The following is a 15,142-nucleotide window of genomic DNA, read 5'->3' on the forward strand; positions in this document are numbered from 1 at the left end:
CTAAATGAATAGAACTGAGATTTAACCAAAGTTAAATACAACCAGCAAACGAGTAAGAGTTTGAGTTTTTTGATATCTATCTATTTTCTCTTTCCAGTTTCTTTTTTCTAATTTCTTCTTCTTCTTGAATCATTTCTTCAATAGTTTTCTTTTTCTGAAGAGTTTTGGAATAGGATCCAGTATTGTCAAGAAGATAATAGATATTAGTTAACCATTTTGAAGTATCCGGTTCCTGAGAAGGACTAGTTACATACTCTTCAATAATTGGAGAATACAGAACAAAGTTTGAAGAACTCATGATGTAATCTAGTTTTGAATGTGCATGTTTAAGAGTTCTGTATGACCCGTAATGTTCCAATTTTAAACATGGTATTTCTGGAACCTCCTCATAGTCAAATCCAAGAGGTGGGCGAACAACACGATCTACAGGAAGGGCAGCCATAATGTAAACGTAATTGGAAGAACCTTCCCAATCGTAAATCATGCCAACAGGTGGCCCACTTGGCGTGATACCTAGAGAATCTAAAGTTTTGTATATTTTTGGATAGGATTCTGCGTAAAACTTTGGAATGTTAGCATTGTAGATCGGAGCTTTCATGCCAAAATAACCTTGCTTTTTAAAGGAGGATGGTTTAATCCCAAACTGGGTATTGATCATTCCTTCAATATAACTCTTTAAGTTATCTAAATCATTTTGATGTCTGACTGAATATTCCTTTTCAAAAGATCTGTATAGTGGCCTTTTGAAAAAAGGTATTTTACTTAGTAGTCGGTCACGACTGATTAACAAGACTGATGTTCGCGATTCAGGGATAATTTGCCAAGTTGTAGACACCTTACCTGGCCATTTACTATTAGTAATAAAAGAGGCAAGAAGAGAGTCTTTATGTGACTCTTGAACTTCAACTATACCTTTCCCAAAAGATTTACCTTCAAAGGTAAAATTGGCACCAATATTTACTTGTCTACCGCCCATAGAGAAACTTAGATCAGAGTCTTCTTTTTTCCAACTAATCCAGTTAGGCCATTCTTTAATGTCGTTTATCATGACATACATTAAGCCTTTAGAGCAATTAATCTTAATTTCACTAGTTTGCGACATTGATGATGGAGAAATAAAACACGCTATAATATAGAGGAATATCAAAAGGCAAATGGCAAGAAGGATCTTAATTATTTTATTTGGCATACGTGATATTTATAAGTTCTTGAGCTCTGATTACATTAACCAAAATTTCAACTTCCAATGGAAGCAATTTAATACGCAAATATAAAAATATATTTTTGGAAATTTGGGATATTAAAACTTATTGAATTTTGAAATATTATTGGTTAATCAGGAAGACTAAAGTTATAGATATCCTCAGCATTTGTTGTTTTGGCCTCACAAAATTTGATCCTGACATTTGCGTTAAGTATTGATTTAAATTTTGAATTATTTTGAAGTCCATCTCCAAGAGGCCATTGTGATGATCCAAGGATTATACAATTTGAAGGATCAATAGGTAAATCTGTCCCATACTTAAATTGGCCATATAACCTTTCGTATTTAAATGGCAATGCATTTACGTCGATGGGTGATTTGCCGGTGGCAAGAAATTGTATTCCATCAAAAGTACTTAGATTTAACCATCTTACATCTGATTTATTTGCCATTTCCTGTGGTCTGACCTGAGGCACATTAAATTCTGTAACTGTACTTTTAAAATTGCCTATAAGCATTCCTACTTTTCGATCTTGATATGAATCATAGGGTCCCCTACCATACCATCTTGCTGTACCAAAAGAGCTTGGAATATCAAATATCCATCCTAGCCTTGGTGGTAGATTGGTGGAATCATTAATTGCGATCACATCCATATTAAGCTCAATGTCCCCACTCGCATAAATTAAATATTTAACTTTCAGACCTAAATCATTTTTAAAGTTAATTTTACTTGCAAACGAAAATTGAATGACTTTATCATTTATTCGTTCTAGATTTTCAGCTGTTACAGTAATTTGATCGGATAATAGCCACCATGAAGAAAGTTCAGCTCTTTTACCAAAGAAAATATCATTATCAGTTGGGGCTCTACTGAAAATTGGTTTAATTGTGGATTTTAACATCTCCTTATCTTTCATTTTTATGGAGACAATGTTTCCATTATTTCGATCAATCTTAATGTTATATGTATTATTCTCAATGACATGGTGCTTTGTATCTGAATTAATTTTCAAATTGTCAAAGTTGTTGAGATTGAGATTTGGACCTTTGATTCTGGGAAATATAAATTGGTCAACAGCCATAAGTTGAAATCGAAACATTCCCTTGAACTTACTGGTTTTATTGATTGTAATATTTACTGTGTACTCTTTTCCTGGAGCCCTATCAAAGGGGCCATAGTCGATATTTATCGCTTTATGATCACCAGGCAAAAGATGAAATTTATCAATTTTCCCCTCTTTTATAATTTCTCCGTTTTCTGATACATTCCAAAAATAGCTAAAAATCGTATCCTTGATAAATTTATGATTATTATAAATGTCAAATTGTCCTTTTTCGATATCTATCACTTTTGTTTCAAACCAATTAAAAACCGTACTTACTACCTTTGAAGATGGTTTTGGCGTTTTATTAGATGTCATAATTCCACTGACACAAAGAAAGGAATCAGATTGTGTCTCACCAAAAGATCCACCATATGCAAAGAATAGTTTCCCGCTCTTATTTTTCATATAAAATGTTTGGTCTGTAAAATCCTCAATAAATCCACCCGCTATATTTTCATTCTTTTTAACCCTATCCCAACATTCATTAAAACCACCTAAACCATTTCCTTTATTGGTGCTCATAGAATAAAGAATGACTGGTTTATTTTTTTTAATATTTAAGTTTTCACCAGTATTAAATGTTACATCTCCAAAATTTTGATTTAATGAAATCCACGAGGCTGGTCTTTTCTTATCTTTAGATTTAATCCATTCGTAAGCTTTAGTTATAGAAGGTGTCTGATTTAACTGATAGCCAAGTGACCAGCAAATAATATTGCAATAATTTTTATTCCTTTCAAACATGTTTTGTACTCTTTGAAGGTAGATGGCTGAACAAATTGAGTCATCAGGAAAAGGAATGTTTTGTTTAGAAAATACCGATGCAGTCAAATTACTCTCATCCAGAATATAAAGTCCAAATTTCTGCATGATTTTATACCAAGAAATTGGAAAGGGGTAATGATTATTTCTTACTGCATTGATGTTGTATAGTTTAAGAACATCTGCATCATTTTCCATCCAAGGTACATCTAAAATCGCACCATTTAGAGGATGAAATTCATGACAACTGACACCTTTTATTTTTATTTTTTGTTCATTCACCAATAACACTCCTTTTTGGTATTGAATTGAGTTGAATCCTATTTTGTATTGAATTGCTTCGGTACATACTCCAAGTGAATCTGTAAGTATTATTCTAAGATCATATAGTTTTGGTATTTCATCTGACCATGGTTGAATGTTAGAGAAATATGCTTTGGTGTTTCTAAATGTTTCTTCCGAATTTAGATCATTGAGTGGTAATATTTTATCAAATATTAATTGGTTGCTGTCTTTAAACAATTTAATTTCCAATTTATAGTTATTGATTTTTCTGCCTGTACTATTTTTAAGATGTATATCTAAATCTAATGAAGCATTATTACCTTTAAAATCAGTTTTGGCATAAAAGTCTCTAATTCTGAATTTTGGTCTTGATATTAGGTATGCATCTCGGTTTATACCTGTTAAATGCCATTTGTTATATGACTCGAAATAGGAAGCATCGCTCCATCTGTAAAGAACCAGTGTAATTTGATTACCCTCTTCTTTTAAGAATGGATTTAGCAAGAACTCAGACATTGCTTTCGAATCTTCATTATATCCTGCTAATTGTCCATTTACATAAAGGAAATACGCTGAACTGATACCTTCGAATAAGGCAAAAATATCCCTGTTTTTCCAGTCGGTTGGGATATCTATATTTCGTTTTAAAACCATGACTGAGTTGCTGTCTCTGGGAACAAATGGATAGTTCCCTTTAAAAGGCAAGTCAAAATATTTAAATATTGGTTTTCCATATCCTTTTAACTCAATACATGCCGGAAAACTCATCTCTAGCCATGTATTTGTGGATTCTAGTTTTTCAATTTGAGCAGGGACAAAATCCGGACCGGCGAAATATTGGTATCTCCAAAAGCCGTTTAATGTTTTATGATATTTGCTATTGGCGGCATGATCAGAAATGGATTTGAGTTCAGACTCAAATGGATGAAAATCCGTTCTGGCTATCTCTCGCCCAAACTCAAATATGTTTGGATCATTCCAAAACTCAGGAATAGTTGAATTCTTTTCCGCCTTAGGGGTCTTGTTGTCCAATTCTTTTTTTTGATTTTCATCATTTTTACATGATGTAATAATTGAAAGTCCAAGAAATATAATAATTGCACGATAAATCATATAAATAGTTTTTTAAATAGACCCTTTTAGTTATTAAATTGTGATTTAAATGTGGCAATTTGTTTGCCTAGATTACCTCCCGTTAAATTATTAATATTAAAATGACAAACTTTATCATTCTTGAAATATATCTCGAAAATTAGGTAATGAAATGCTTAGTCAGTTGTTTTATATTGTTTAGATAAATTAATAAATTAATTTTGGAAAACAATTTCATTCAACTTAAGCTTTTTTAATTTGAATCAAATTTCAGTCTGTAATTTATATTTCTTATTTAGTTTCACCAAGCAAAAAGTTATTTTTTAATGATTTTATTCAAAGTAAAAAAGTTTCCTGAACGTATCAACAGAGAGTAAAATCCAGAGGGAAGATTATGCGTAATACAAGTCACATTTCCGTCGTTACTAACATATTCTAATGAAACTTGCTTTCCAAGTAGATCTCTTAAGACGATTTCAAGTGGACTAAATTTTATTTCTGGTGCTTCAACAGTGAAACTTTCACAAAAGGGATTCGGAAATACTTTGATGTTACCGCTAAATTTATCTATGTTTTTGTTTGAAATGGGTAAACAATTTAAATTTAATTCGTTTAAGATTTTCTGGAGAGAATCAATGGGTTCAATTTTACTATTCGATTTTGTTTTAACACCGATTTTGATAGTGGGTTTCTTATAATCATCATTTGGATTAGCAACTTTGAGAAAAGCAAAAAGTGCCGAGGTCCCATTTTGAATACATCTTGAATCCGCACCTGGAAAATTTGCACCTTGTAATGAAGCCATGAGTCTACATGGAAGGTTGCCTTTTGCTTTAAGAAATTCCTCTTCCATTTTATCCAATACTTCAGGCCCAATTAAGATATTTCCTTGTATAGAATAATTTTTACCAATTCTTTGGCCCTTATAATCAAAGCAGTTATCCCCTGTAAATGAAGCAACTTGAGTCCTTCCATTAATAAGACTAATCACTCCATATTGTCTGACTGAAGGGTTATCCTCTACATCATTGTTAAACAACCAATTTATTATCTGCTGAGCAGAATCACCTGCAAGGAGTCTTGTTCGGGCATTTATTTGATTAGCCGCAATAAAGTATGACTGGGTATTAATTGCTCCAATTCCAGGAATTACATCAGCAATTAAATCAGTATCATACGGAAGATTAAATAGGTCTAAACAAGATGCCCCGGCAGAACCAATTTCTCCTGTTACTGTATCAACCGCAATAATAGAAAATGTTTCCTGCGCATTTAAAATTTGAAAATTGGTGGATAGGCAAATTTGTAAAAATAAGAATAGAATTATTTTATGAAACATTTTGCAATGTATATTATTCTTCTAATATTTCTCCATAGCATGAACCAAAGCCTATTCTGTAATCTTTACTTTGGGCATAAGCTTTCATCTCAACGCGATCTCCATTTTGAAGAAAAGTCCTACTGCTTCCATCATTTAAAATTATTGGTTTGGTCCCTTTCCATGACAACTCAAGCATAGAACCAAAGGATTTTGGGTCCGGACCAGAAATAGTTCCTGAAGCACAAATATCCCCAATTTGCATATTGCACCCATTGATTGTGTGATGTGCGAGTTGTTGTTTTATGCTCCAGTATAAATATTTCATATTCGATTTGGAAATTAAATTGTTGTTCAACCAAACCTCCAACTGGATATCAAAATTATTTGCACCGCTTTGTCTAAGATATTCTAATGGGGCAGGATCTTGTTCGGGTCCATTCACTCTGAATTCTTCTAATGCTTCCAAATGAACTAACCATGGTGAGGCTGAAGATGCAAAATTTTTTCCAAGAAAAGGTCCAAGAGGTACATATTCCCATTTTTGAATATCTCGGGCAGACCAATCGTTAAAAAGTAAAAGACCTTGAATGTGTTCTTCAGCTTTTTGAATTGTAATGGGTTCGCCTAATGAATTTTCTTTACCAATTACAAAGGCCATTTCAAGTTCAAAATCGAGTTGTCTGCTGGCATTGAAAATAGGTGGCTCGCCATCTTTAATAACTATTTGTCCGTGAGGCCTTTTGATAGGGGTTCCACTTACTACAATTGAAGAGGCTCTACCATGGTAACCAACAGGTAAATAAAGCCAATTAGGCAAAAGGGCATTTGCAGGATCCCTAAACATAATTCCTACATTGGTGGCGTGTTCTCTGCTACTGTAGAAATCCGTATAGTCGCCGGCCTTTATTGGTAAATGGAGCTTGGCTAAACTCACGGGTCTGAGTGCAGAGATTAAAGATTCTTTGGATTTATTGGAATTCTCAGAAAATAGTATGCCCAATTCTTTTCTAATTGAACTAACCTTAGTTTTACCTAAGGCCAGGAGTGGATTTAAATAATCGTTATAAAAAATGGTTTGTGGGACATCACATTTCGTTGCAATCTCTGGTATATCACTAAGATCAATTATTTGATCACCAATTATACTGCAAATTTTTTTTTGTCTTCCGTCAATGCTGAAGATGCCTAATGGCAGATTTTGAATGGGAAAATCACATTCCCGGTCATATGGGATCCATGATTTCATTGATGCAGGAATTGATTTTTCCATAGCTAAGGTATTAAAGATTAAAGTGCAAAGTTAATTGGCAAGTTAGAAAAGTCAGTTGAAAAAATTTGGAAGATTTACTCAACCTCCCGAAAAAACTTTTTCATAAAGTTCGTTCACAGTCGAAAGGAGGACTACTTTTATTTTTGTATTTCTAGCCATGTCAATTTTTCCGTTGTATTTAGAAATGCAGATGGCTTTAAAACCAAGTCGTTCTGCCTCCTGTATTCTGGTATCTACTCGAGAAACCGCCCTAATCTCACCCGAGAGTCCCACTTCTCCTGCAAAACAAATTTGGCGATGTAACGCATGGTCTTCCAAAGATGAAATTAATGATGCAACCACAGAAAGATCAATTGCCGGATCATTAATTCTTATACCCCCTGCAAGATTTATGAAAACATCTTGATTTCCGAATTGAAATCCACATCTTTTTTCAAGAACGGCAAGTAACATGGAGAGCCTTCTGCTATCAAAACCTGTGGCAACCCTTTGAGGTGTTCCGTATACGGCCGTTCCTACAAGAGCTTGGGTTTCAATTAAAATTGGACGTAAGCCTTCAATGGTGCAGGCAACTGCACTTCCGCTTAATCTTTCTTCGTGTTGGGAAAGGAGCAATTCACTTGGATTTTCTACCGGCTTTAAACCTGTGCCATCCATTTCATAAATACTTAATTCATCGGTAGACCCAAATCGGTTTTTTAAAGTACGGAGTATCCTAAATGAATATTGTTTGTCCCCTTCGAATTGCAAAACAGTATCCACCATGTGTTCCAATAATTTGGGTCCCGCTATATCTCCTTCTTTGGTAATGTGGCCGATTAAGAAAACTGGAACTCCTGTTTCTTTTGCGAAGCGGATAAGTTCATTTGTGCACTCTCGAATTTGTGAAATAGTCCCTGGGGCTGAATCAAGTTGGGGTGAACTTAGAGTCTGGATAGAATCAACAATCAATAGTCCCGGTTTAAGTCTGGCGGTTTCTGAAAGGATCACGTCTATTCTGGTTTCTGAGAATAAAAAGCAACTTTCTTGAGAATGGTTAAGCCTATTGGCTCTAATTTTGATTTGCTCCTCACTTTCTTCTCCGGAAACATAAAGGACTGCTTGAAGACGTATTTGGAGAGCTAACTGGAGGAGCAAGGTCGATTTTCCTATTCCAGGTTGACCAGCCAATAAGGTAACTGAACCTCTAACTAAACCTCCACCAAGAGCTCTGTTTAATTCTTTATCATGTGTATCCAATCTGAGCAACTTACCTGTTTCAAGTTGATCGAGCCTTACAGATTTTAGATTTTTATGGTCTTCTTTAATAGTCTTCCAACCAGGTTCGGATTCTTCTCTCTTTTCCAGGATTTCTTCTTGATAGCTATTCCATGTGCCACACGAAGGACAATGGCCAATCCATTTTGGTGAATTTGCACCACAATTTGAACAAACAAATATTATACGAGCTTTTGACAAGTGAAATGTTTAAAATTTTTTATTAAAACCTTAATAATATATTTACCAAAATCTTTTGGGCAACTCAAATTCTAAGACCAAAATTAATAAATAAAACATGATTTTACGATTTCCATCAAAGGATATCGCTGATGAGACATCATTTGATGCGGATTTATTTGATAAATAGGGGTACATTTTTTCAATACATAGTCATTTTTTCAGCCAACAATTATATTATAAAAATATTTAATATATTATAATTACACCATGGTTTAGCAGAGTGATTTTGAAATCACCTAGTTCACAAGGAGTTAGTTTCTGTTGTTACAATAATATTGTTTTCAAGAGTTTGGAATATTTGAATGGATTTGAATATCTCTATTATTGAGTATAGAAATTTAGTATTTTGGTCTTAAATACTCAACTATTATGACAGATTCATCGTTTTAGTAATTACTTTTGTATCATGATTACTACGAATTTTGTTCCAGCCATCGAAAGTTTAATTTTTGCTGCTCCTACTCCTATTACAATTGCAGATATTAAATATTGTCTTGAGAATACGCATGCTATAAGTATTGGAATTGAGGAAATTGAAGGCTGTATTCATCAAATTACATCAAGATATCAAAACGTTGATTTTGGAATAGAGCTAAAAGAAATTTCAGGTGGATTCCAATTTCTTTCAAAACCGGAATTCTTTCCTTTAATTGCAGAATACATAAAAGTAAACAACAGAAAAAAATTATCCAGGGCAGCAATGGAAAGTTTGGCCATTATTGCATATAAGCAACCCATTTCTAAATCTGAAGTTGAGCAAATTAGAGGTGTCAATAGCGACCATTCAATTCAAAAACTGCTTGAAAAAGAACTAATTGAAATTACAGGAAGAAGTGAGGGTCCAGGGAAACCAATTCTTTTGGGCACAAGTAATAGGTTCATGGAATATTTTGGATTAAAAAATCTTTCTGAGCTTCCCAAGTTGAAGGATTTAGCAATGCCGGAAAATGAAATTGGAGAGCCCGCGCCTATTGAAGAAACAGTTGAATTGTTAGACCAGCAAAAGTTAAATAAACTTGGAGAAGATGAATAATGGTGGAGAATTGATTAATCGAGTTGCTTCCAGCAACTTAATCACTATCAAGCTTGAAGATTTTTACCCTGAAGCTGAGATAATCGAGTTCGATATTAAGCCTTTTCTCTATAAAGATTTGATTTTAAAAGAGTTAAACTTTCGAGAGTCCATGCAAAATCACAATTGGGCTAATTACACAGGTAAAATTCTTGCAGTTTTTTGTTCCAACGATGCGATAATTCCAACCTGGGCCTATATGCTTATTTCAACACACGCCTCTAAGTATGCTGAAATGATTTTTTTTGGAAACGCAAATCAAGCGCTTATCCAATATTATAATCAAATTTTGGATAAGTTCGATTGGAAACAATTTCAAGGGGCTAAAATGGTTATTAAAGGATGCAGTGATAAACCCGTACCACCTTCTGCCTATTTGAGGGTTACCAGTCATCTTCTGCCTTATGCTTCAAGTATTATGTATGGAGAGCCATGTTCAACTGTTCCAGTTTTTAAGCAACCAAAATCCAGTGTTTAAATAGAAGGAGATTAACTCATATAAAAACCTTAATCCTAAGTTAAATCCCGGTTAAATCTAAATTGCCTGAAACAAACACAACAAAATTTAAGTTATGTCCAATAATGCAGGGTTATCTTTAATTTTTTTTCAATTCTGCGTTATTTGAACTAATTGTTATTAAAAACCAACATAAAATCTATGAATTCAATTAAAAAATTCGCTTTAATTTTCCTAATCGTTTTGGGTACAAATTATTCATATGCTCAAAGGTTTGCACTAGTTGATGTGAACAAGATCCTTGAAAATCTTGACGACTATAAAAAAGCCCAAGAAGAACTAGATCGTGTAGCTGCAACGTGGAAGCAAGAAATTGCTGTAGAATATGACAAAATTAAAGCCATGTACAACAAATATCAGGCAGAACAGGTCCTTTTAACTGATGAACAACGAAAACAAAAAGAAGAAGAAATCATGAGTAAAGAAAAGGAAGCTAGAAAGCTACAAAAAGACAAATTTGGGGAGGAGGGTGAATTATTTAAAAAGAGACAAGATCTTGTAAGACCTATACAAGACAAAGTTTATACGGCTATCCAAGATTATGCTACCTCTAAAGGATTAGAAGCAATTTTCGATACCAGCGGATCAGCTGGCATCATATACTATAGTAAGGATTTGGATAAAACAGATGAAATTCTTAAAAAATTCAGAGTAACACCTAAATAAGCTGCTTACACTTTTTCCAAAATATGTATATTTGCCCGTTTTTAAAACACAATTAAATGAAAATCAACACATTAAAATTTTTCACACTAGCTTTCCTGTTAATTTTTACCTCACCAGCTTTTGCACAGAAATTTGGTTATCTAAATTCCCAAGCGCTTTTGTCGGAATTACCGGAGGTGAAGCAAGCAGATGCTAATTTACAAGCACTGCAAGCACAATTGGAGAAGAAAGGTCAGCAGATGGTTTCCGAACTTGAGAATAAATATAAGGACCTACAAAGGAAAGAGCAGTCAGGAGAAATATCGCCTAAGGCATTAGAAGAGGAGGCTAAAAAGCTTAAGGAACAAGAGGCTGATTTGGGGAAATACGAACAAGAAATGCAAAAGCAGCTTTTGGCGAAAAGGCAAGAAACTTTGCAGCCTATTTTAGACAAGGTTAATAATATAATAAAACAAGTAGCAGTAGAAAATCAATTTACTTACATATTTGATTCAAGCGCGGGAATTCTATTATATGCACAAGAATCGATGGATGTTACTGCTTTAGTTAAAACTAAATTGGGAATCTAAGATTTGTCTAATTTTCAAGATCGGCCTATTGGAATTTTTGATTCAGGTATAGGAGGTCTTACTGTCGCCCAGGCAATAAATCGCTTACTTCCTAAGGAACAATGTATTTATGTAGGAGATACAGCCCATATGCCTTATGGTGACAAGTCTATAGATTTAATTAGACATTTCTCTTTCTGCATTTCAGAGTACCTTTTGAATGTTTACAATTGCAAAGCCCTGGTAATTGCTTGCAACACTGCATCTGCAGCAGCTTATGAATTTCTTAGGGATAAACTCAAAGGAAAAGTTCCGGTGATTAATGTAATTGACCCCATGGTTGAGTTTGTCATCAATCAGGAAAATATTCATCATGTTGGAATTATTGCAACCAAAACCACTATTCAGTCTGGAATCTATCAAGAAAAATTTTCAAGAAGAAAAAAGGACCTGAAGTATTCTGCTTTGGCAACCCCTTTGTTGGCCCCAATGATTGAAGAAGGTTTTTATAATAATACCATCAGCAATGCAGTCCTTCATGAGTATCTTGATATGGCTGAACTCAAGGGAATTGACAGTCTGATCCTTGGATGCACACATTATCCACTGATTAAAAATGAGATTGAATCTTTTTATGATCAAAAAGTTAGAGTAATTGACTCAGCTGAAGTGGTTGCAAAAAAATTAAAAACCATTTTGGAAAAAGAAAATATGCTCAATATCACAAATAATAAAAAACAGAATCTCTTTTTTGTGACTGACTATAGTGTTCACTTTGAAAGAACTACTAAACTATTTTATGGCGAAGCAATCGCCTTAGAAAAGATTACAATTTCGGAATAAAGATTAATTTAATATATTATTTTCCAAATTAACCAGTCTAAAAATTCCCGAATAGATCAATTGTTTTATTTGGATCTTTAAAATCATAAAACTTTGCTGAAGCAGGAAAAGTAAAATAATGGTTAATGCATCATTCAATAGGGACTGCAAGACAAAGTACAGGTAAAATAGTCCGATTTGAAAAATCGCAATTATAGAGATTAATTGGAACAATTTAAGCTTATGGTTAATTATTGATTTTTGTGCAAGAAGAATACATTTTCCAATAGAAAAATTATTTTGAATAAAATGCAATTTACTAACAGTAGACCATAAGAAAATAACAATGAATAAAAAGGCATAAGTGATTAACAAAATCATTAGAAAGATAAAAATATACTTTTCTGAAGAAAAATAGTTTATTAAAGATTCTAAGTTCAATGCAAAGGGAACAAATAAAATAGTAATTACAATCACATTTAATGAGTGGAAAATTAAATTAAATTTTAAATTAGATATAAAGTACAGGGCACAACCTTTAATGAAAGATGCGCCATTTTTTATATTATTATTTACTGTAGAAAATAAAATCCCTGCATTGAGAAAAGTGCTTATTAGCAACCAGAGTACTAAGGTGTATTTTATTAAATTCAAAAGGGACTTAATGGAAGATCCTTGTTGGCTTAAAAAGTCAGAAATTACAGTATGATTATAATGGTTGGTCAACTCATTAATTTGTATTGAATTTCCAATTGAATTTTTCAATATTGCATATAAATCGAGTCCAAAAGGCATTACTATTGTTAGTTGAACTACATATGCTATCAGCGTAATTGGCCACTTTTCCAATATTTTTTTTATTTCATTTATTAATAAGTTCATCATATTACTATAAAAGCATGCTAATAGATTGAAGGATATTTTGTAAATGAAACATTAGTTTATTACTATACCACATTAGGACAGATCTGGCAGGTTGTATTGTATAACTGTTGTTATTTAAATTTATATCAAGAAGAATTTTTTGGTTTGGGTCAATATGAGCAGAAATTACTTTGGAAGAATTGTAAATATCAATATCACTTCTACCCTCTTCTCCATCCCAATATATAGTTTGAGAGGAACCATTTTCAAAAATAAGGAGAATTTCAACAGGAAATATCCAATCTCCTAATCTTTCAACTTGTACTTTAGAATGAATAATTTTATTTAATTTAAAATTAGATATTTCATTTATTTGATTTGTTGCGTCAAAAATCCCATTTTTATTTTGTGAAATTTCTGTTGTGATATTGCTAACGGAATAATCGAGAACTTTACCATTGTAAATACTGGTCTTTATAAGTTCATAGCACTGCCGTGCCAGTGAGGAATCTAATCTATTCAATAATTCTGATTTCATTAAGTTTATAAAATTTAGGCCTTTTGGGTGCTTAAATTTCCAATTGTTGTAATAGGTTTGTATAATTCTATCGATATTATTCTCTCCAATCAAATTTTGGAGAGTATGTAATGTGGTAGCAGTTTTACTATATATCAAGGATTTATAATTAGTTTCGTTAAAAAACCATGCTGGTCTTGCAATTATACCTTCTCTAGGGTTTCGCATTGTTGTGTATTCTAAACGTGTTAATTCACGATTATCAAACCTGATTCCTAAAATATCCACAAGTGATTTTGATTTGCCGAATGCGGTATCAATAATCCTGTCTTCATAATAGGTAGAAAAGCCTTCATCTAGCCAAGGTTCTTCTTTTTCATTGTTGGCCACAACGGCCATAAAATACTGATGTATGAATTCGTGAACTACAAGGGATTCAGTTGTTCTAATGTTATTGGGCATTCCATAAACACTACCTGTAGTGATTAAAGTGGGATATTCCATTAGACCAGATTTCAAACCATGAAGTGGAGGGCAAACCACCGTTATTGATGGGTATGGATACTTGGCAATTCTACTTTCCATGTATTCAAGTGCGAAGATCAGTATTTGAATATACCGATTACTTTGAACAGTATATTCTGATGGTAATAATAGTCTAATATCAATTCCTTTCCATTTTTCTTCTCTAACAATGTAATTTGGATAGGCCGTCCATGCAAAGTCAATAACATCATTGGCCCTATAACACCTGGTTATTGTTTTATCTTGATTTTTTATTTCAGAAATTAAGCATCCTGAGGCACCGACGACGAATTTTTCATCAGCAGTTATTTCTATATTGTAATTTCCAAAGTCTGCATAAAACTCTGTTGACCTTAAAAACTGATGACAGTTCCAACCCCAAAGGCCATTATCATTTTTCTCATAAACACCTAATTGTGGAAACCAGTGGCAAAGAAAGTAAAAGTCTTTACTATACCCACATCTTGCTATTGTTTTAGGAATTTTTGCTTTCCATTTTAAATGAAAGATGGCCGTGTCGCCAGGAGCAATGATATCATTAAGAAGGACCTCGATAACAGATTGATCATTTAAGTTACCATCATCACACTGAATATATTTGAGATTTTCAGTCAAGTCAACATTGTTCAGATGTATATCGCGCGTAATTTTTTCAATTGAAATCCAACCCCATTCATCAAGCCTGCGATTTGAAAATTGATTTCCGAAGATTTTGGTTGTTCCTTTAAGAAAACTTGATTCTGTGTTTTTAAATGAATTTAAATACATGTAGAATTGCAAACTTGTGATATCCACATTTGTTTGGTTCACAAAATGAATGGTTTGTATACTTTCTAATAAATTATTTTTATCATCAAGAGTTGTTTTAATGTTGTAGTTGGTCGTTCTTTTGCTTAGAGCATAATGTATTGAGTCTGCGCATTGAGCCTTCAAATATATTGGAGGTAATCCTATAATAATCCAAATGATAAATATGAACCAGGAGAATTTCATTTAGTTGAAATTAACAGTTAGGTACAATGACAAATATTGTGATTACAATAAACACAAAATAAATAAGTCACATAC

12 protein-coding genes are annotated in these 15,142 nt (G+C 33.1%); 5 read left to right on the forward strand and 7 right to left on the reverse strand.

Annotated features, from left to right (window positions below; translation table 11 throughout):
- Window positions 1–76 precede the first annotated feature (76 nt).
- The 5 genes from IPJ53_01835 to radA all read right to left on the reverse strand — a co-directional run bounded on the left by IPJ53_01835 (window position 77) and on the right by radA (window position 8,501).
- On the reverse strand, window positions 77–1,048 hold the full coding sequence (locus tag IPJ53_01835) for a GyrI-like domain-containing protein (GenBank protein ID MBK7797829.1): 972 nt from the start codon (window positions 1,046–1,048) through the stop codon (window positions 77–79).
- A gap of 284 nt (window positions 1,049–1,332) precedes the next feature.
- Window positions 1,333–4,473, reverse strand: coding sequence for a hypothetical protein (locus tag IPJ53_01840; protein MBK7797830.1), 3,141 nt, complete (start codon window positions 4,471–4,473; stop codon window positions 1,333–1,335).
- A 295-nt stretch (window positions 4,474–4,768) separates the two neighbouring features.
- The gene (locus IPJ53_01845) at window positions 4,769–5,791 is read right to left on the reverse strand and encodes a DUF1028 domain-containing protein (protein ID MBK7797831.1); all 1,023 of its coding nucleotides are present in this window, start codon (window positions 5,789–5,791) and stop codon (window positions 4,769–4,771) included.
- A 13-nt stretch (window positions 5,792–5,804) separates the two neighbouring features.
- On the reverse strand, window positions 5,805–7,043 hold the full coding sequence (gene fahA, locus IPJ53_01850) for a fumarylacetoacetase (protein MBK7797832.1): 1,239 nt from the start codon (window positions 7,041–7,043) through the stop codon (window positions 5,805–5,807).
- Between the two features lie 78 nt (window positions 7,044–7,121).
- Window positions 7,122–8,501: a DNA repair protein RadA gene (gene radA, locus IPJ53_01855; protein ID MBK7797833.1), complete on the reverse strand. Its 1,380-nt coding sequence runs from the start codon at window positions 8,499–8,501 to the stop codon at window positions 7,122–7,124.
- Between the two features lie 448 nt (window positions 8,502–8,949).
- Here radA and scpB point away from each other — a divergent pair, with 448 nt between their 5' ends.
- From scpB to murI, 5 genes are all read left to right on the forward strand, one after another.
- Window positions 8,950–9,576: an SMC-Scp complex subunit ScpB gene (gene scpB / locus IPJ53_01860; GenBank protein ID MBK7797834.1), complete on the forward strand. Its 627-nt coding sequence runs from the start codon at window positions 8,950–8,952 to the stop codon at window positions 9,574–9,576.
- Window positions 9,569–10,093 carry a DUF2480 family protein gene (locus tag IPJ53_01865; GenBank protein MBK7797835.1) on the forward strand — a complete coding sequence of 175 codons (525 nt, stop codon included), beginning with the start codon at window positions 9,569–9,571 and terminating at the stop codon, window positions 10,091–10,093. Before scpB ends, IPJ53_01865 begins: the two co-directional genes overlap by 8 nt.
- Before the next feature lie 180 nt (window positions 10,094–10,273).
- Window positions 10,274–10,798 (forward strand): OmpH family outer membrane protein, encoded by a 525-nt coding sequence (locus tag IPJ53_01870; protein ID MBK7797836.1) that lies wholly within the window; start codon window positions 10,274–10,276, stop codon window positions 10,796–10,798.
- 56 nt (window positions 10,799–10,854) lie between these two features.
- Window positions 10,855–11,367, forward strand: a complete 513-nt coding sequence (locus tag IPJ53_01875) for an OmpH family outer membrane protein (protein ID MBK7797837.1) — start codon at window positions 10,855–10,857, stop codon at window positions 11,365–11,367.
- Window positions 11,368–11,370: 3 nt separating this feature from the next.
- Complete coding sequence (gene murI / locus IPJ53_01880; protein MBK7797838.1) at window positions 11,371–12,189, forward strand: glutamate racemase; 819 nt, start codon at window positions 11,371–11,373, stop codon at window positions 12,187–12,189.
- A gap of 3 nt (window positions 12,190–12,192) precedes the next feature.
- Here the strand turns inward: murI and IPJ53_01885 are convergent, their stop codons facing one another.
- Window positions 12,193–12,933 (reverse strand): hypothetical protein, encoded by a 741-nt coding sequence (locus tag IPJ53_01885; GenBank protein MBK7797839.1) that lies wholly within the window; start codon window positions 12,931–12,933, stop codon window positions 12,193–12,195.
- 124 nt (window positions 12,934–13,057) lie between these two features.
- Window positions 13,058–15,067: a M1 family metallopeptidase gene (locus IPJ53_01890; GenBank protein ID MBK7797840.1), complete on the reverse strand. Its 2,010-nt coding sequence runs from the start codon at window positions 15,065–15,067 to the stop codon at window positions 13,058–13,060.
- Between the last annotated feature and the right edge of the window lie 75 nt (window positions 15,068–15,142).

Source organism: Candidatus Vicinibacter affinis (assembly GCA_016714365.1).
In the GTDB taxonomy this organism is placed as follows: domain Bacteria; phylum Bacteroidota; class Bacteroidia; order Chitinophagales; family Saprospiraceae; genus Vicinibacter; species Vicinibacter affinis.

Excerpts from the sequence above, each read along its gene's own strand:
- IPJ53_01835 (MBK7797829.1), bottom strand. The coding sequence starts at position 1,048 with ATGATAAACGACATTAAAGAATGGCCTAACTGGATTAGTTGGAAAAAA.
- IPJ53_01875 (MBK7797837.1), top strand. The coding sequence starts at position 10,855 with ATGAAAATCAACACATTAAAATTTTTCACACTAGCTTTCCTGTTAATT.
- scpB (MBK7797834.1), top strand. The coding sequence starts at position 8,950 with ATGATTACTACGAATTTTGTTCCAGCCATCGAAAGTTTAATTTTTGCT.
- IPJ53_01865 (MBK7797835.1), top strand. The coding sequence starts at position 9,569 with ATGAATAATGGTGGAGAATTGATTAATCGAGTTGCTTCCAGCAACTTA.
- IPJ53_01890 (MBK7797840.1), bottom strand. The coding sequence starts at position 15,067 with ATGAAATTCTCCTGGTTCATATTTATCATTTGGATTATTATAGGATTA.
- IPJ53_01840 (MBK7797830.1), bottom strand. The coding sequence starts at position 4,473 with ATGATTTATCGTGCAATTATTATATTTCTTGGACTTTCAATTATTACA.
- fahA (MBK7797832.1), bottom strand. The coding sequence starts at position 7,043 with ATGGAAAAATCAATTCCTGCATCAATGAAATCATGGATCCCATATGAC.
- IPJ53_01845 (MBK7797831.1), bottom strand. The coding sequence starts at position 5,791 with ATGTTTCATAAAATAATTCTATTCTTATTTTTACAAATTTGCCTATCC.
- IPJ53_01870 (MBK7797836.1), top strand. The coding sequence starts at position 10,274 with ATGAATTCAATTAAAAAATTCGCTTTAATTTTCCTAATCGTTTTGGGT.